We start from the raw sequence: 16,527 nt of genomic DNA, 5'->3' as shown, positions 1-16,527 counted from the left end.
GGTTGCGTTTCGTCACTCGGCGTCGATGCTGGCGAGCCTGTCGCCGCCGGCCAGTTCCAGCGCGACGCGCTGCACCACCGGCCGCGCCTCGTCGGGCGTCATGCCGGGGCGCAGCCGCGGGTCGTACAGCATCTTGAGCAGCATCTCGTCATGCGTGGTCAGGAGCGCGAACTCGTCGTCGTCGTTGAAGATCGACGGCCGCGCGCCGGGGCTGTCGTTGGCGAGCCCGAGGCCCTGCGCCAGCTCCTCGTGGATGCAGGACTTCATCAGGAGGTCGGGATGTTCGGCGCGGATCAGCGCGATGGCCTGGCCGTAGGCGTAGCCGCCCGGCTGGTCCGAGAACGCGACCACGAGGCAGTGGATCTCGCGCGGCAGCGAGGTGAGCGCGGCCAGCGAGGCGCTGTCGATGCCCGGCACGATCGAGCGCACCCGCGGGGCGATTTGCCCGCGGTCGTCCTCGCCCATGAACAGCACGTGGAAGTTCGGGTTGCTCGACGACATGGTGATCGGGTGGCTTGTCACCCGCGCCAGCCGGTCGACATAGCGCGACAGCGTCCCGCTTTCGCGCGCGCGCTGGTCGCGGTCCACCGACGGGCCGAACTCGGCCTGCACGCGGACGGGCTGCGTCCATTTCTTGATCCGGCCGAGCCCGCCCGAGGACGGACGGAAGCCCGCGCCGCGCTCGTATTCCTCCGCAAGCGCGATGCGTTCGAAGTTGCGGACAAGCTGCGTCTCGGTGAAGGGCGTGTCGACGCCGCCGCCGTCGGTGCGCAAGAGGCCCTGGCCCACGAGATCCGCCTCGAGACGCGCGTAGTAGGTGGCAAGGTCGCGGCTGCGCGCCGACGGCTCCCGCGTCGTGGGAGGGCGCGTGTCGGGTGTCGCCGCGGGGCGGTCGGGCCGCACCTGCGGCTTGCTCGACGTGTCGAGCCCCTCGCTCGGGCCGAAGTCGCAGGCGGCAAGCGCCGCGAACGCCATCGCGGCGCCGAAAGCCTGGAACCTGCTCGGTCGGTGCATTGCGCCTCTCAGTGTCCTGCGGGCACGGCGGTGCCGGACGTGTCGCCCGATCCGTCGCGGCGCGCGCGTGCCGCGGAGAGCGTGTCGCGCAGTTCGGTTTCCATGCGGCGCAGATCCTCCTCGGCGGCCGCGCGGCGTGCCTTGCCCTCGTCGGCGATCTGCAGGCTTTCCTGGATGGTGCCGATCAGGTCGGCATTGGCCTTCTTCACCGCCTCGATGTCGAAGACGCCGCGCTCCATCTCCTGCCGGACGGTGCGGTTGGCATCGCGCAGGTTCGAGGCGTTCGCGGTCAGCAGCTCGTTGGTCAGGTCGTTGGCGTCCCGGACGGCGGCGGCCGCCTCCTTGGACCGCTGGATGGTGACGGCCTGCGCCAGCTGCGTCTCCCACAGCGGCACGGTATTCACGAGCGTCGAGTTGATCTTGGTCACCAGCGACTTGTCGTTTTCCTGCACGAGCCGGATCGAGGGCAGAGACTGCATGGTGACCTGTCGCGTCAGCCGCAGGTCGTGCACCCGGCGTTCGAGGTCGTCGCGGGCCGCGCGCAGGTCGCGCAGTTCCTGCGCCTTCATCACCTGGTCGGCCTCGACCGCCGCCTGCACCTCCGCCTCCTTGGCGGGGATCTCGGTCCCGTCGATCTCTGCAAGCTTCGCCTCGCCGGCCGCGATGTAGAGCGCCAGCTCGTCGTAGAATTGCAGCGTCTTCTCGTAGAGCAGGTCCAGCGACTTGATGTCCTTCAGCAGTGCATGCTCGTGTTTGAGGAGGTCATCGGTGATCCGGTCGATCTGGCCCTGGACCTCCTCGTAACGCGCGGTGAACTTGGCGAAGGGCGTCGCGCGCCCCATCAGCCGCTCCCACCAGGAACGGTCCCGCCGCGTGTCCAGTTCCGAGACCGAGAATCCGCGGATCGTGGCGACGATCCCGCGCAGGCTGTCGCCGGCCGGGCCCACGTCCTTGTTGCGCACGCCGGTCAGCATCGACTGGCTGATCTCCTGCAGCTCGGCCTGTGCCGCCGACCCGAAGGAGACAATCGAGTTGGTGTCGCCGATATCGATCTCGTCCATGCGCGACCGGATCTCCTCGCTCTGGCGCGGATCGGCGCCGTCGAGCCCGACGATGGCGTCGGCCGCCGAGGGTTCAGGGAGGGCGGCGCCGTTCACGTCCTCGACCAGCGCGGCGGTTTCCTGGGCCTTGGCCCGGACTGCATCAGACATTCGTCGTCATCCCCTTCAGACCACGTTAGGACGCGTCGGCGCCCGGCCGCACGCCTTCGCGCTTCAGCCGGTCGCGCAGCACGTCGATCTCGACCTGCAGGTCGCTGTTCGTGTCGAGAAGCAGCGCCCGCGTCTTGGTGCCGAAACTCTCCTCGAGATCGCCGAGCAGCGCCAGAAAATCGTCCTTCGCCCCGGCATCGCGGGACCGGGCGAAGATGTCGGCGAACTTCACCGCCGCGTCGCGGGCGCCCATCAGGTAGACGCCCAGATACTTGCGCGCGGCCGTCAGGTCGCGCGGATCCTCCTCGACCGTGCGGATGAGGCCGCGCGCGGTGGTGACGAAGCGTTCGACCCGCGCCATCACCTCGCGGTCGCCCGCCCGGCGCGCCGCCGCGTCCATGTCCGCGAGATAGGTCTCTGCCTCGTCCACGACCCGCGCGACGCGGTCCTGCTGGAACTGATCGACCCCCTCGAGCCCCTTGCCCCGCATCGGGTCGATCCCGAAGGCCGCGAGGTGCAGCCCGCCCGCGATCATCCCGTAGAGCGCGGCGGTGGTCACCCCGCCGTCGCCGGACAGGACCGCGAAGCCGGTGCCGACGCCCGACAGGATCGCGGCGAAGGTCTTGCGCGGCAGGGCGGGCCGGTTCGCGACCTTGCGCGCGTGGAACGCCGCCTCGGCCTTGAGCCCGTCGCGCAGCAGCCATGCGCCGAGCACGAGCGCGCCCGCGCCGGCGAGCCCGAGCGCGAGGCCCGCGGCCCCGGCGCCGAGCGACAGGAAGGCCAGCACCACCGGGGGCACGAACATGACGTTCGCGCGCGCGCCGACAGGGTTGACGCGGGCCCCCGCATAGGCGGGCGGGTCCTTGCGCGGCGCGCCGGCAGGACGGGACGCACCGGGGCTGTATTTGCCGCCGAACCGTTCCGCCATGGCTCAGAACCCGCCCAGGAGGCCGGTCGCCACGCCGAGTTGCAGCAGGATGAGCAGCACAAATGCGAGTTTCTGCAGGCCGGTGGCCGACATGACGCCCCCGTCGTCCTAGGTTCGCTCCAAATCTAGGCGAAAGGTCCGGGTGTTACCAGTGCGATTGCCGCGGATGCAGCATCGCCGGCGGTGCGTCAGGCGGCCGCGTGCCCGCCCATGCGCTGCAGCAGCAGGTCGGCGTCGAGCGCGTAGGTGTCCGGCGTCGCCCGCTGGCGCCGCTGGCGCGCGCCGGTCTCGAAGGCCGCCGTCAGCGCCGCGAGCCGCGTCGCGTAGCTTTGCGCCGCGGTGGCGCGGTCGTGCCGCCAGCCGTGCTCCAGCCTGCCGACCTCGGCCGAGGCGAGGCGCAGGAACTTGTCGAGCGGCCGCTCGAGGTCGAGGAGCTGGCCCGGATCGGCCGAGAACGCCCGCAGGAGCCGCAGGATCGCGCCGTGCATCGCCTCGGTCCGGAGCGCGAGGTTCGGATCGCCCAGCCCCGCAACCCGGTCGACGATGTCGCGCAGCGCGCCGTCGGTTTCCGTCAGCAGGGCCTCGGCGGCCTTGCGGCCGAGATAGGTCGGATCGTCGAGCCCCTTGTCGCGCAACGGGTCCGCGCCAAAGGCCGCGACCGCGAAGCCGAAGCCCGCGAGGCCCAGCGCCACCGGCGGCAGCCAGACCGTGAACTGCGCCGCGGCCAGCAGGAAGACGAGAAGCCCGAGGAGCGCGGAGCCGAGCAGCTTGCGGGGGACGCGCGGGCGCGCGGCGGCCTCGGCCGCGTCGTAGCCCTGCGCGCGCCGGTGGCCCGCCCCGATCAGGAGCGCGCCGCCCACGAGCAGCGCGAAGTGGAACACCGCGCCCAGCATCATCAGGAGCGAGCCGTCGAGCAGCCAGAAGAGGAGGGGGCACGCCGACAGCAGCAGCAGCGGCAGCGCGTCGGCCAGGGTGCGTTCGGACGGCCGCGGGATCGACGGGATGTGGGTCACGGTCACCTCCTCACGCGAAGCTCAGGCCGAAGATCATCAGCCACAGGCAGACGAACGCGATCGTGGGCGCCAGCCGTCCCGACCGCAGCGTCCGCCGCACGCCCGACCGCATCAGGAGCGCGGTCCCGCTGGCGACCTCCCGCATGGAGAGGACGGCGAGCGCGGCCGACACGACGGCGATGAGGATGGCGACGGACGTGATCAACATGGTCCCGAGATGCCTGCGATTCGCGGCAAAATCGGGGCCGGAGACGGGAAGGATTCGGGAAAGACTGCCGCAATCAGCGGCGGCGCGGCGCCCGTTTCGGCTTGCGCGGGGGCGGCGTGCCGTCGGCCTGCGGCGTGGCGGCATCGAGCCCGAGCTGGTCGCGCACGATGCGCGGCCGAACCTCCTCGACCTCGCCGCGGCCGAGCTGGCCCAGCTGGAACGGGCCGTAGGACACGCGGATCAGCCGGTTCACGCTCAGGCCCACATCCGCCATGGCGCGGCGGATCTCGCGGTTCTTGCCCTCGCGCAGGCCGATCGTCAGCCAGGCGTTGGCGCCCTGCTGGCGGTCGAGCGTGATGATCATCGGCTGGAAGCGGATGCCGTCGACCTCGATTCCCTGCCGCAGCGGCTCGAACGTGGCGTCGGAGGGCGAGCCGTTCACCCGCACCCGGTAGCGGCGCAGCCAGCCGGTCGACGGAAGTTCCAGCTGCCGCTTGATCCCGCCGTCATTGGTCAGGAGCAGCAGGCCCTCGGAATTGAGGTCGAGCCGTCCGACGCTCATCACCCGCGGCATGTCCTCGGGCAGGGCGTCGAAGATCGTCGGCCGGCCCTGTTCGTCGCGCGTCGTCGACACGAGCCCCGAAGGCTTGTGGTAGCGCCAGAGCCGCGGCGCCTCGGCCGCACCCAGCGGCCGTCCGTCGACGGTGATGCGGTCGGCGGAGGTGACGTTCAGCGCGGGGCTGTCGATCACCGTGCCGTTCACGGTGACGCGGCGCGCCTCGATCAGGCGCTCGGCCTCGCGGCGGGACGCGAGACCCGCGCGCGCGATGACCTTCGCGATGCGGTCGCCGGGAGGGGTGGGTTTCTTCATGCCCGTGGCTCTAGCCGGTTGCGCCGCGTCCGGAAAGGGGGCGCACGCACAATCGCGCGCCGTTCCGTTGGCATCGGCGCGCGCGACGCGGTAAAGCGCCTCATGCGGTTCCGGAGCCACATGGATCTCGCGCTTGCCGAGGCGCGCGCCGCCGCCATGCGCGGCGAGGTGCCCGTGGGCGCCGTCGTCGTCGCGCCCGGCGGGTCGGTCGTCGCCTCGGCCGGCAACCGGACCCGCGAATTGTGCGACCCGACCGCACATGCCGAGATCCTCGCCCTGCGCGCGGCCTGCAGGGCGGCCGGGTCGGAGCGGTTGCCGGACCACGATCTCTACGTCACGCTGGAGCCCTGCGCCATGTGCGCGACCGCGCTCTCGTTTGCGCGGATTTCGCGGCTATATTACGGCGCGGCCGACCCGAAATCGGGCGGTGTCGCCGCCGGGGCCCGGGTGTTCGCGCACCCGCAATGCCACCACGTGCCCGAGATCTACGACGGCCTGTCCGCGCGCGAGGCAGAGACGCTGCTGCGCGACTTCTTCGTCGCGCGGCGCTTGCCGGGGGGGGACGCGCCGTGACGGTGATCCTGTTCAACAAGCCCTTCGGCGTCCTTTCGCAGTTCACCGATCGCGGGACGGAGGGATCGGCGCGGCCCACCCTGTCGCGCTACGTGGACGTGAAGGGCGTCTACCCTGCCGGGCGGCTCGACCGCGACAGCGAGGGGCTTCTCGTCCTGACCGATGACGGACGTCTGCAGGCGCGCATCGCCGACCCGCGGCACAAGCGGCCCAAGACCTACCTCGTTCAGGTCGAGGGCACGCCCGACGAGGCAAGCCTCGAGGCGCTGCGCCGGGGCGTGGTGCTGAAGGACGGGCCGACCCGGCCTGCACGCGCGCGGCTCATCGCGCCGCCCGCGCTCTGGCCGCGCGACCCGCCGGTGCGGTTCCGCAAGAGCGTGCCCGACGCCTGGCTCGAGCTGTCGCTGACCGAGGGGCGCAACCGGCAGGTGCGGCGCATGTGCGCCCATGTGGGTTTGCCATGCCTCAGGCTCGTGCGGTGGTCGGTCGGCGACTGGACGCTCGACGGGATCGCGCCGGGGACGTGGCGCAGGGTCTGAGCGCGGCGCTCAGACCCATTTCGCGAGGGGCGGAAGCGACATGAGCACCGCGTTCGCGTCGTGCCCGGTCTCAAGCCCGAACTTGGTGCCGCGGTCGTAGACGAGGTTGTATTCCGCGTAGAGCCCGCGGTGCACGAGCTGCGTGTCGCGGTCCGCCTCGGTCCAGGGCTGGACGCGGCGGCGGTCGACGAGGGGCAGGTAGGCGGGCAGGAACGCCCGGCCGATGTCCTGCGTCAGCGCGAAGTCCGCCTCCCAGTCCCCCGTGGAATGGTCGTCCATGAAGATGCCGCCGACCCCGCGCGCGCGTCCGCGGTGTGGAATGTAGAAATACTCGTCCGCCCAAGCCTTGAGGCGCGGATAGTGGTCGGGTCCGTGGGGATCGAGATGCGCCTGCTGCTGGCCGTGGAAATGCGCCGTGTCCTCGGCATATTCGATGCAGGGATTCAGGTCCGATCCGCCGCCGAACCACCAGGCATGCGGCGTCCAGAACATGCGCGTGTTCATGTGCACGGCCGGGACGTGCGGGTTGCGCATGTGCGCGACGAGGCTGATGCCGCTCGCCCAGAAGCGCGGGTCGTCCGCCATGCCGGGAATGCCCTTGCGCGCGGCCATGGCCGCCTGCGCACGGGCGCCGAGCGTGCCATAGACCGTCGAGACGTTTACCCCGACCTTCTCGAACACGCGGCCGCCGCGCATCACGCTCATGAGCCCGCCGCCCGCGTCCGATCCGTCATCCGAGGCGCGCCGCGTCTCGGTCACCTCGAACCGGCCAGCGGGCAGGTCCGCACCGGGGCCGTCATGGCGCGTCTCGACATCCTCGAAGGCTGCGACGATGGCGTCGCGCAGTTCCCGGAACCATGCGCTGGCACGGGCCTTTTCCGGCCCCATCTCTTCGGTCATCTGGCGTCCTCTCCTGTCCGGCTTCTTCCTAGCCGGGGCATCGGAGCGCTCGCAAGAGCGGGACGCGGGCGCGGGTCAGTGCGCAGGGGCCGCGACCGGGTCGAGCAGGGTGCGCCCGCCGTCCACGGTCATGATCTGGCCGGTGACGAAACGCGCGGAATCCGAGCACAGGAACTGCACCGCCTCGGTCAGCTCGTCCGGCGACGCGATGCGCCCGAGCGGCGTGTGCTCCTCGATGTCGCCGCGGTATTCGCGGTGGTCCTTGAGCGTCTGCTTGAGGCTCGCCGACATCACCGACCCGAAGGACACCGCGTTGACGCGGATGCGGTGCGGCGCCAGCGCCACCGCCAGCGATCGCGTCATCTGGTCGAGCGCCGCGCAGGACACCGAGTAGCCGAGGAGCGAGGGATGCGTGCGCCGTGCCGCGATGGACGACAGGTTGACGATGGCGCCCGCCTGTCCGCCCTCCTGGCCCTCGGCCTGCTTGATCATCCGCTTGGCCACCTGCTGCGAGAGGCGCAGCGCGGTCATCAGGTTCTGGTCCATCAGCGTCTCGACCGAGGTGTCGTCCATGTCGAGCGGATCGGTCGGCATCATCTGGCGCGAGCCGTTCACGAGGATGTCGACCCGGTCGAAGGAGTCGAGCGTCGCCGACAGGAGGTTCGCCAGCGTCAGCCGTTCGCGGAGGTCGCCGGCGAAGTAGCGCATGCGCGCCTCCTCGGCCTGCTTGCCCACCTCCTTCATCAGGCGGCCCTCGTCGATGTCGGCGAACATCACGTTCGCCCCCTTCTCGACAAAATGGCGCGCGATGGCGAGCCCGACGCCGTTCGCGGCCCCGGTGACGATGGCGGTCTTGCCTTCGATGGAAAAGCTCATGCCGGGGCTCCCTGGCAGGTCACGCGGCGGCGCGGCAGGGCCGGGCGGCGTGCAGGATCTTGAAACGCGTGTCGCCGCCCGCCTCTGACACATCGCGGAAACGCTCCGCAAGGGTGGTCTCGTAGGGCAGGTGGCGGTTCGCCACGAGCCAGAGCGCGCCGGTGGGCGCCAGCATTCCGGCCGCCGCGGCGATGAAGGCGCGCCCGAGTGCCTGATCGGGCTGCCGGCCGGCGTGGAAGGGCGGATTCATCACGACGGCGTCGAGGCCCGCGGGGGGCCGCCACGTGGTGGCGTCGGCCCAGTGGAAGGCCGCGCGCGGATCCGTGACGTTGCGGCGCGCGCAGTCGAGAGCGACCGCGTCGGCCTCGACCACGTGCAGGGCCGCGATGTCGGGGGACCGATCGAGCATCCGCCGCGCGAGGTAGCCCCAGCCGCCGCCGAGGTCCGCCACGGTTTGCCCGGGGATCGCGGGCAGGGCCGCGGCCAGCGCCTCGGACGCCGGATCGGGACCGTCGGCCGAGAACACGCCCGGCGCCGTGATCCAGCCCGAGGGCAGCGCCGCGGGTCCGCGGTGCCAGTCGGCGAAGGCCGTCGCGTCGGCGTCGAACAGGAAGACCTTGCCGTGCGCCTTGGCCACGGGCGGCGCGACGGTCGCGCGCGCGCGACAGGCCTTGAGCATCGCGTCGGCGCCGTCGGTGCGCGCGCCGTCGACCACCACCGGCCCGTCGGTCGCGGCCGCGGCCTCGGCGATCCAGGTCATGGCGCGTTCGCGTGCCCGCGGCAGGGTCACGACGGCCGCGGCGTACCGGCCCTCCGGCGCAGCGACGCAGCGGACGCCGCGCGCGGTCAGGGTGGCGCGGTCCGGAAAGAACGGCTGCACCACCTCGATCCGCTCAGGGGCGATGTCGGGCAGCTCGGCGTCACCCGGCAGGCCGAACACGACGATGCGGCCCTCGGTGGGCAGCGCGAGCGCGCCCGTGTCGAGCGCGTGGTTCAGGCGGGAGCGGGACATCGGGTCGGAGATCCGGGCGCGGTGACCGGGATCACTCCTTTTCCATTGTGCATTGCAGGGGGTGCTGGTGGCGCCGGGCGAAATCCATCACCTGGCCCACCTTGGTCTCGGCGATCTCGTGGCTGAAGACGCCCACGACCGCCACGCCCTTCTTGTGGACGGTGAGCATGACCTCGAACGCCTGCGCGTGGGTCATGCCGAAGAATCGCTCGAGCACGTGCACCACGAATTCCATGGGCGTGTAGTCGTCGTTCAGGAGCAGGACCTTGTAGAGCGGGGGACGCTTGGTCCGCGGCTTCGTGTCGACGACGACGCCGGTCTCGTCCTTGCCGCCGTCGCGACCGGGCGGAGTCGCGGCGCTGCTTGTCGTGTGGCGGAAGGTCGGGGTCGGATGTGTCATGAGGACGGGGGCTGTCCGTGTCGGATGCGGGATCGAACGCAACATATAATGGGTGACATAGACTAGAAAAGGGTTGAGACAGACTCGCCGGAGATCAGAAAGTCACGATTCATGACGACCGCGCTTCAGACCATCGCCTTCGATGCCGACGACACCCTCTGGCACAACGAACGGTTCTACCAGCTGACGCAGGACCGGTTCCGGTCGCTTCTCGCCGCGCATTGCGACGCGCCCGACCTCGACCGGCGGCTGCTCGAGGCGGAGCGGCGCAACATCGGCCATTACGGATTCGGCGTGAAGGGATTCGTGCTGTCGATGATCGAGACCGCGGTCGAGGTGACCGAGGGGCGGGTGCCGGGGCACGTGATCGCCGAGCTTCTCGAGGCCGGGCGCGAGATGCTGGACCATCCCGTCGAGCTCCTGCCGCATGCGGCGGACACGGTCGCGGCCCTGTCCGCGAGCCACCACATCGTCCTCATCACCAAGGGCGACCTGCTGCACCAGGAGCGCAAGCTGGCGCAGTCGGGCCTCGGCGCGCATTTCTCGCGGGTCGAGATCGTGTCGGACAAGCGGCCCGCGACCTACACGCGGATCTTCGCCACCACCCCGGGCGGGGCGGAGGGCGCGATGATGGTCGGCAACTCGATGAAATCCGATGTCCGGCCGGCGATCGAGGCGGGGGCCTGGGGCGTTTTCGTGCCGCACGACCTCGCCTGGGATCTCGAGCATGCGGAGGCCCCCGAGGCACCGCGCTACCGCGAGGTGGCGGACCTCGGCGCGCTGCCGGATCTCGTCGCCGCGCTCGGGTGAGTCGCGAGGGCGTTGCCACTCTTTTGGCGCGATCGCCGAAGTGGTGTGCGTGGGGCCACGGAACGACAAGATCTGGTGCATCGCCAAGGCGCGACTGGGAAAAATTCATGCATTGGAGTGCTTTGCGAGCCGCTTTTCCTGTGCTATCATGCGATCGGCGGTAAAGGTTCGCGTCAGTCGGACCACGTTAAAAAAACTAGAGCGAGCAGCCCACCGAAACATCGGGGGCGTTGAGGCAGAGAAGGCGGAACATCGTGACGGGACGGCGCAGGCGGCCGGGCCATACCGGTCTGTTGATTCTCACGGCAATCTGGTTCCTTGTCCTGATCCCGCTGGCGGCGCGGGCGGCGCCCTACGCGGGCATGGTCATGGATGCGCGATCCGGTGAGGTCTATTACTCTGAGAATGCGGACACGCGGCTCCATCCGGCGTCGCTGACAAAGATGATGACGCTCTACATCGCCTTCGAGGCGGTGGAGCACGGCGAACTCAGCATGGACACGATGGTGACGGTGTCGCGGAACGCGGCGTCCGAGCCGCCCTCCAAGCTGGGGCTCCGGGCGGGTCAGAAGATCCAGTTGCGCTACCTCGTGCGGGCGGCGGCGGTGAAGTCCGCCAACGACGCCGCCACCGCGATCGGCGAGGCGATCTCGGGCTCCGAGGCGGCCTTTGCGCGGCGCATGAACCGCACCGCCAAGGCGCTGGGCATGACGCGCACCACGTTCAAGAACGCGCACGGTCTGACCGAGGAGGGCCACCTGTCAACCGCGCGCGACATGACGATCCTCGGGCGCCACGTACTCTACGACTACCCCGAATACTACAACCTGTTCAGCCGGGTGACGGCGGATGCGGGCGTGCGGATGGTGTCGCACACCAACCGGCGGATGCTGGAAAGCTACGCCGGCGCCGACGGCATCAAGACGGGCTATACCCGTGCGGCGGGTTTCAACCTCGTGGCGTCGGCGGAGCGCGGCGGCGAGCGGGTGATCGCGACGGTCTTCGGCGGCAACTCCACAGCGTCGCGCAACGCGCAGGTGGCAAAGCTGCTCGAACTGGGCTTCCAGAAGGCGCCGAACCGGGTCGCCTTCAGCGCGCCGGGCCGGCCGGGCTACATGGGCAATTCGGGCCTGAACATCGAGGTCGCACGCGATTCCGATCCCTCGCTCGGGAATTACGGCAAGGCGGTGCGCATGGCATCGGCCGCGACCACGCGCAGCCTGCGGCCGATGCTGCGGCCGGGATCCGAGCCCGAGCCCGCGCCGCTCGTCGCCGAGGTCCAGCTGGACATCGAGACGGTGATCGCCGAGGCGCAGGAGGTGGCGGCGGCCGAACAGATCGCCGCGGCCGAACAGGTGGTCGAGGCGGAATCCGAGATCGTCGCGCAGGCCGTCGAGGCGGCGGTGGCCACGGCCGTCGCGCCCGGCGCCTCGGTCGCGCCCCGGGCCCGCCCGGTCGAGATGGCGCAGGTGACGCTCGCGTCGGTCGATGCCGACGCGGTCGCCACGCCGCAGCCCGAGGCCACGGAGGTGGTGAGCCGGGTGTCGACCTCGGGCGGACGCCACTGGGGCATCAACGTGGGCCGCTTCCCCAGCCGCTACGCCGCCGAGAAGGTGCTGGTGAAGACCGCCCTGTCGGAGATGTCGTCGCTCGACGGCAGCCTGCGCAAGGTGGTGGACCGCCCCGGCGGCTACGACGCGAACTTCATGGGCATGACGCGCGAGATGGCGGACCTCGCCTGCCGGCGCCTGCAGGCGCAGCAGGTGACCTGCTTCATGATCGGGCCCAGCTGAGACAACAACAAAAGACACACGAGGGACGTGACCTTGGCGCGCCGGAGACATCCGGCGCGCCTTTCTCGTCTCAGAGGCCCGCCTCGCGCCTGAGCCAGCGCAGGAAATCGGCAAGCGGACGCCGGGGCACCCCCGGCGCGGTGACGATGTGGTACCCGCCGTGCCGGCGCTCCTCGAAGAGGAGCCGCAGGCGCCCCGCGCGCACGTCCTCCTCCACCGAGACGCGGGTGGTCACGACGATGCCCTGGCCGTTGCGTGCGCCGTCGAGCATGAGGTTGCCCGGCACGTGCACGACGCCCTTGGCGCGCCGCCCGGTGACGCCGTGCTGCGCGAACCATTCCGTCGCCTCGGTCGTGCCGAGTTCCTGCAGCCACGGGAAGGCGAGCAGGTCCTGCGGCCGCTCCGGCACCAGGTCGCCGATCAGCTCGGGCGCGGCGACGATCCAGATCGGCGAGGTCAGCAGCGGCTCGCTCGTCAGCCCGGGCCAGCCGCCGTCGCCGTAGCGCAGCGCCACGTCGATGCCGCCGGGGACCGGGTCGTTCATGGCGGGCGTCGGGTCGATCATGATGTCGATCTCGGGATGGGCCATGCGAAATCCCGCGAGCCGCGGCATCAGCCAGTTCGCGGCAAAGCTCGGGGTCGTCGAGACGTGCAGTGGCCGGTCCGCGTCGGCGCCGGTCAGCGCCTCCACCGCCTCGGCGATGCGTCCGAACCCCGCTGCGAGCGCTTCGGCCAGCTGGCGGCCCTCGGGCGTCAGCGTCAGGGTGCGGCCCGCGCGGTCGATCAGCCGCACGCCGAGATGCGCCTCGAGGTTGCGCAATTGCTGGCTGACCGCAGCGTGGCTTACATTCATCGCTGCGCCTGCACGGGTCGCGGAGCCGGTTTCTGCAAAGAAATGAAAGGCTTTGAGGGCCGAGAGCGCGGGCAGGCGATGGGGCATGCGTAAGCCTGGCTTACAGGGTCCAAGAATTCCTGAGTCGCATGGAATGCGTGTCGGCGCAATATTCGGGGTATCGATGCCAGCGAGACAGGAGATGCGCCATGCTCGGTATCTACGCCCGAAGCTTCATGACCGCGACCGGCCATGCCGACGATCCCCGCCGCGCAGTCCGCTGGACGCCCCCGCGCCGCCGCGACGAGACGCGCCGCATCCGCGGCTGAGACACATCCCTCCTGCGAAGGAGACACGCCATGATCGATCCCATCCTGCGCCAGACCGAGGCCCTGCTGCGCGGCGACATCGACGCCGCGCAGAAGATGCGCTGGGCCCTGCTGCCGCCGTCGGTCTGGACCGAGGGCCGCCGGCCGGTGCCGCCGCGGATCCGCCGCGCGCGCTGAGCGCGCGCACGCGTTCGGTCCCGGCTGCCGATCCCTGTGGCGGCCCGGGACCAAGACTGCGACCTCCGGAGGCCTGCGTGCCGCGGAGGTCGTTCTTTTTTCGGGCCGGTCAGCCGGTCGGGTCGAGGGCCGCGGCGATGAGCGTGCGAGTGTACTCGGTCTGCGGATTGTCGAAGAGCGCCTCGGTCTCGCCCATCTCGACCACGTCGCCGTTCTGCATGACGATGACCTTGTGGGACATCGCGCGCACCACCTTCAGGTCGTGACTGATGAAGAGGTAGGCGAGGTCGTACTTGCGCTGCAGCGCGCGCAGCAGGTTCACGATCTGCACCTGAACCGTCATGTCGAGGGCCGAGGTGGGCTCGTCGAGCACGACGAGGCGGGGGCGCAAGACCATGGCCCGGGCGATGGCGATGCGCTGGCGCTGGCCGCCGGAGAATTCGTGCGGGTAGCGGTGCATGGTGGCGGGATCGAGCCCCACCTCCTGCATGACCTCGGTCACGAGCTCGCGGTGCGGCCGCCCGTCCGGGGCGCCGTGCACGCCGAGCCCCTCGGCGATGATCTGCTCGCAGGTCATGCGGGGGCTGAGCGACCCGAACGGGTCCTGGAAGACGATCTGCATCTCCGAGCGCAGGCGGCGCAGGCGCCTGGTGTTCCAGCCGCGCACGTCCTCGCCGCGGAAGGTGATGGCGCCCTCGGACTGGATGAGGCGCATGACGGCGAGGGCGAGCGTGGTCTTGCCGGATCCCGATTCGCCGACGACGCCCACCGTCTCGCCGGCGCGCACCGCCATCGAGGCGTCGTTCACGGCCTTCACGTGGCCGACGGTGCGGCGCAGGAGGCCGCGCTGGATCGGGAACCAGATGCGCAGGTTGCGAGTCTCGGCCACCGTCTCGGCCCCGGACTTCACCGGGTCGGGGCGGCCGGTCGATTCCGCCGACAGGAGCTTCTGCGTGTAGGGATGGCGCGGATCGGCGAAGAGCTCGGCGGTGCGGCCGGTCTCGACGATCTCGCCGTCCTTCATGACGCAGACGCGGTCGGCGATGCGGCGCACGATGCCGAGGTCGTGGGTGATGAAGAGCAGGCTCATGCCCATGTCGCGCTGGATCTCGGCGAGGAGCGCCAGGATCTGCGCCTGGATCGTCACGTCGAGGGCGGTGGTGGGCTCGTCGGCGATGAGGAGGTCGGGGCCGTTGGCGAGCGCCATGGCGATCATCACGCGCTGGCGCTGGCCGCCCGAGAGCTGGTGCGGGTAGGCGGTGAGCCGGTCCTCGGGATCGCGGATCCCCACGCGCCGGAGGAGGTCGAGGATGCGCGCGCGGGCGGCCTCGCCGGCCAGCCCCTGATGCAGGGCGAGGCTTTCGGCCAGCTGCTTCTCCAGCGTGTGCAGCGGGTTGAGCGACGTCATCGGTTCCTGGAAGATGAACGACACGTCGTTGCCGCGGACCTTGCGCAGGCGGCGTTCCGGCGCGCCGATCATCTCCTGCCCGTCATAGAGCACCGATCCGCCGACCTTGGCCGCCGGCCCGAGGAGCTGCACCGTCGAGAGCGCGGTGACCGACTTCCCCGAGCCCGATTCGCCCACCAGCGCGACGGTCTCGCCGCGCGCGATGTCGAAGGAGACGCCCCTGACCGCGCGGCTGTCGATGCCGTCCTGCGTGAAGGTCACGGTGAGGTCGCGGACCTGGAGGAGGGGGGCGGTCATGTCAGGGCCTTCGGAACGCTGGTCTGGTTTCGGTCGGGGCCGCGTCCGCAGCGCGGGGCCGTGCGAGGGCGCTGCCCTCGCGCTCCCGGGATATTTTTCCCAAGAAGAAGCAGCGGGCCGGGGGACGCTGGGCCGGGACATGCGGTCACGAGAAGGTCTTTCGCGGGTCGAACGCGTCGCGCACGCCCTCGAAGATGAAGACGAGGATCGAGAGCATGAAGGCGAAGACGCTGAAGGCGGTGAAGGCGAGCCAGGGCGCCTGCAGGTTCTGCTTGGCCTGCAGCGTGAGCTCGCCCAGCGACGGCGCCGAGGAGGGCAGGCCGAAGCCCAGGAAGTCGAGGCCCGCGAGGGTGGAGATGGTGCCGGTGACGATGAAGGGCAGCATGGTGACGGTCGCCACCATGGCGTTCGGCAGCATGTGGCGGAACATGATGGTGAGGTTCGACACGCCGAGCGCCTTGGCCGCGCGCACGTATTCGAGGTTGCGCGCGCGCAGGAACTCGGCCCGGACCACGCCCACGAGGGCGATCCAGCCGAAAAGGACCATGAGCACCACGAGCAGCCAGAAGCTGCGCCCGAGGATCGCGAAGAGGATGATGATGATGTAGAGCGAGGGCGTCGCCGCCCAGATCTCGATCACCCGCTGGAAGACGAGGTCGGTGAGCCCGCCGAAATAGCCCTGCACCGCGCCGGCGACCACGCCGATGAGCGAGGAGGCGGCGGTGACGATCAGCGTGAAGAGGATCGAGAGCCGGAAGCCGTAGATCACCCGCGCGAGCACGTCGCGCTTGGTGTCGTCGGTGCCGAGCAGGTTCTGGCCGTTGGGCGGCAAGGGCGCCGCGCCGGGGCGGTCGACGGTGGTGTCGTAGGCATAGGGGATGGGGGGCCAGACCATCCAGCCCTTCCGGAAGTCGGGATCGTCGATCGTTCCCGCGCGCGCCGCCGCGATCAGCCCGTCGGGATCGTCGAAGCAGTCGACGAGGCCGCCCGTCTCGACCAGGCAGCGCACCTCCGGGTCGCGGTAGGCGGCCTCGGTCCGGAAGTCGCCGCCGAACGCCGTCTCGGGGTAGAACGAGAAGATCGGCATCCGGTACTCGCCACGATAGTTGACGAGGATCGGCTTGTCGTTGGCGAGGAACTCGGCGAACAGCGACAGCCCGAAGAGGACGGCGAAGATCCAAAGGCTCCAGTAGGCGCGGCGGTTGCGCTTGAAGTTGCGCCAGCGCCGCTGGTTGAGCGGCGAGAGCGCGAAGCGGCCGCGCGGCGGCTGCGGCGCCACGGACTTGCCGGGCATGGGCTGGGGCACGATGTCCTCGCGCGGGTCGGGATTCGCGGC

18 protein-coding genes are annotated in these 16,527 nt (G+C 70.5%); 5 read left to right on the top strand and 13 right to left on the bottom strand.

All coding sequences use genetic code 11. The features are described 5' to 3' along the window. Positions 1-12: 12 nt before the first annotated feature. From RISW2_RS05220 to RISW2_RS05195, 6 genes are all read right to left on the bottom strand, one after another. A complete protein-coding gene (locus RISW2_RS05220) occupies positions 13-1,014 on the bottom strand; it encodes a DUF2927 domain-containing protein (RefSeq protein ID WP_084615262.1) in 1,002 nt (333 codons plus the stop codon). Positions 1,015-1,022: 8 nt separating this feature from the next. Then, positions 1,023-2,225: a toxic anion resistance protein gene (locus RISW2_RS05215; RefSeq protein WP_043767542.1), complete on the bottom strand. Its 1,203-nt coding sequence runs from the start codon at positions 2,223-2,225 to the stop codon at positions 1,023-1,025. A gap of 25 nt (positions 2,226-2,250) precedes the next feature. Next, positions 2,251-3,153, bottom strand: a complete 903-nt coding sequence (locus RISW2_RS05210) for a 5-bromo-4-chloroindolyl phosphate hydrolysis family protein (protein ID WP_043767540.1) — start codon at positions 3,151-3,153, stop codon at positions 2,251-2,253. 188 nt (positions 3,154-3,341) lie between these two features. Beyond that, positions 3,342-4,166, bottom strand: coding sequence for a hypothetical protein (locus RISW2_RS05205; RefSeq protein WP_156943782.1), 825 nt, complete (start codon positions 4,164-4,166; stop codon positions 3,342-3,344). A 10-nt stretch (positions 4,167-4,176) separates the two neighbouring features. Beyond that, a complete protein-coding gene (locus RISW2_RS05200; RefSeq protein WP_043767536.1) occupies positions 4,177-4,374 on the bottom strand; it encodes a hypothetical protein in 198 nt (65 codons plus the stop codon). Positions 4,375-4,447: 73 nt separating this feature from the next. Continuing rightward, positions 4,448-5,245, bottom strand: a complete 798-nt coding sequence (locus RISW2_RS05195; protein ID WP_043767534.1) for a pseudouridine synthase — start codon at positions 5,243-5,245, stop codon at positions 4,448-4,450. Between the two features lie 102 nt (positions 5,246-5,347). Between RISW2_RS05195 and RISW2_RS05190 the strand changes: the two genes are divergently transcribed. After that, a complete protein-coding gene (locus RISW2_RS05190; protein WP_043767532.1) occupies positions 5,348-5,818 on the top strand; it encodes a nucleoside deaminase in 471 nt (156 codons plus the stop codon). Then, a complete protein-coding gene (locus RISW2_RS05185) occupies positions 5,815-6,357 on the top strand; it encodes a pseudouridine synthase (RefSeq protein WP_043767530.1) in 543 nt (180 codons plus the stop codon). The genes RISW2_RS05190 and RISW2_RS05185 overlap by 4 nt, the downstream gene beginning before the upstream one ends. A gap of 9 nt (positions 6,358-6,366) precedes the next feature. On the opposite strand, the gene hemF is transcribed toward RISW2_RS05185, so the two are convergent. From hemF to clpS, 4 genes are all read right to left on the bottom strand, one after another. Beyond that, on the bottom strand, positions 6,367-7,257 hold the full coding sequence (hemF, locus tag RISW2_RS05180; protein ID WP_043767527.1) for an oxygen-dependent coproporphyrinogen oxidase: 891 nt from the start codon (positions 7,255-7,257) through the stop codon (positions 6,367-6,369). 75 nt (positions 7,258-7,332) lie between these two features. After that, positions 7,333-8,133 carry an SDR family NAD(P)-dependent oxidoreductase gene (locus tag RISW2_RS05175; protein WP_043767524.1) on the bottom strand — a complete coding sequence of 267 codons (801 nt, stop codon included), beginning with the start codon at positions 8,131-8,133 and terminating at the stop codon, positions 7,333-7,335. 19 nt (positions 8,134-8,152) lie between these two features. After that, entirely contained in the window at positions 8,153-9,145 is a 993-nt protein-coding gene (locus RISW2_RS05170) for a class I SAM-dependent methyltransferase (protein WP_043767520.1), read from the bottom strand. 31 nt (positions 9,146-9,176) lie between these two features. Then, complete coding sequence (gene clpS, locus RISW2_RS05165; RefSeq protein WP_043767517.1) at positions 9,177-9,545, bottom strand: ATP-dependent Clp protease adapter ClpS; 369 nt, start codon at positions 9,543-9,545, stop codon at positions 9,177-9,179. Positions 9,546-9,656: 111 nt separating this feature from the next. Here clpS and RISW2_RS05160 point away from each other — a divergent pair, with 111 nt between their 5' ends. Continuing rightward, positions 9,657-10,355: an HAD family hydrolase gene (locus RISW2_RS05160; RefSeq protein WP_043767516.1), complete on the top strand. Its 699-nt coding sequence runs from the start codon at positions 9,657-9,659 to the stop codon at positions 10,353-10,355. Positions 10,356-10,717: 362 nt separating this feature from the next. Next, positions 10,718-12,148 (top strand): D-alanyl-D-alanine carboxypeptidase family protein, encoded by a 1,431-nt coding sequence (locus RISW2_RS05155; RefSeq protein WP_084615268.1) that lies wholly within the window; start codon positions 10,718-10,720, stop codon positions 12,146-12,148. Positions 12,149-12,218: 70 nt separating this feature from the next. Here the strand turns inward: RISW2_RS05155 and RISW2_RS05150 are convergent, their stop codons facing one another. Further along, the gene (locus tag RISW2_RS05150; RefSeq protein WP_043767511.1) at positions 12,219-13,088 is read right to left on the bottom strand and encodes a LysR family transcriptional regulator; all 870 of its coding nucleotides are present in this window, start codon (positions 13,086-13,088) and stop codon (positions 12,219-12,221) included. Positions 13,089-13,339: 251 nt separating this feature from the next. Here RISW2_RS05150 and RISW2_RS24480 point away from each other — a divergent pair, with 251 nt between their 5' ends. Next, complete coding sequence (locus tag RISW2_RS24480; protein ID WP_156943781.1) at positions 13,340-13,486, top strand: hypothetical protein; 147 nt, start codon at positions 13,340-13,342, stop codon at positions 13,484-13,486. A gap of 109 nt (positions 13,487-13,595) precedes the next feature. Here the strand turns inward: RISW2_RS24480 and RISW2_RS05145 are convergent, their stop codons facing one another. Further along, positions 13,596-15,191: an ABC transporter ATP-binding protein gene (locus RISW2_RS05145; RefSeq protein ID WP_043767509.1), complete on the bottom strand. Its 1,596-nt coding sequence runs from the start codon at positions 15,189-15,191 to the stop codon at positions 13,596-13,598. A gap of 145 nt (positions 15,192-15,336) precedes the next feature. Next, positions 15,337-16,485, bottom strand: coding sequence for an ABC transporter permease (locus RISW2_RS05140; protein WP_051491822.1), 1,149 nt, complete (start codon positions 16,483-16,485; stop codon positions 15,337-15,339). Positions 16,486-16,527: the final 42 nt, after the last annotated feature.

It is taken from the genome of Roseivivax isoporae LMG 25204 (genome assembly GCF_000521865.1).
GTDB classification, from domain to species: domain Bacteria; phylum Pseudomonadota; class Alphaproteobacteria; order Rhodobacterales; family Rhodobacteraceae; genus Roseivivax; species Roseivivax isoporae.
The sequence above is the reverse complement of the archived record's forward strand: the minus strand, read 5'-3'. Positions and strand labels throughout refer to the sequence as shown.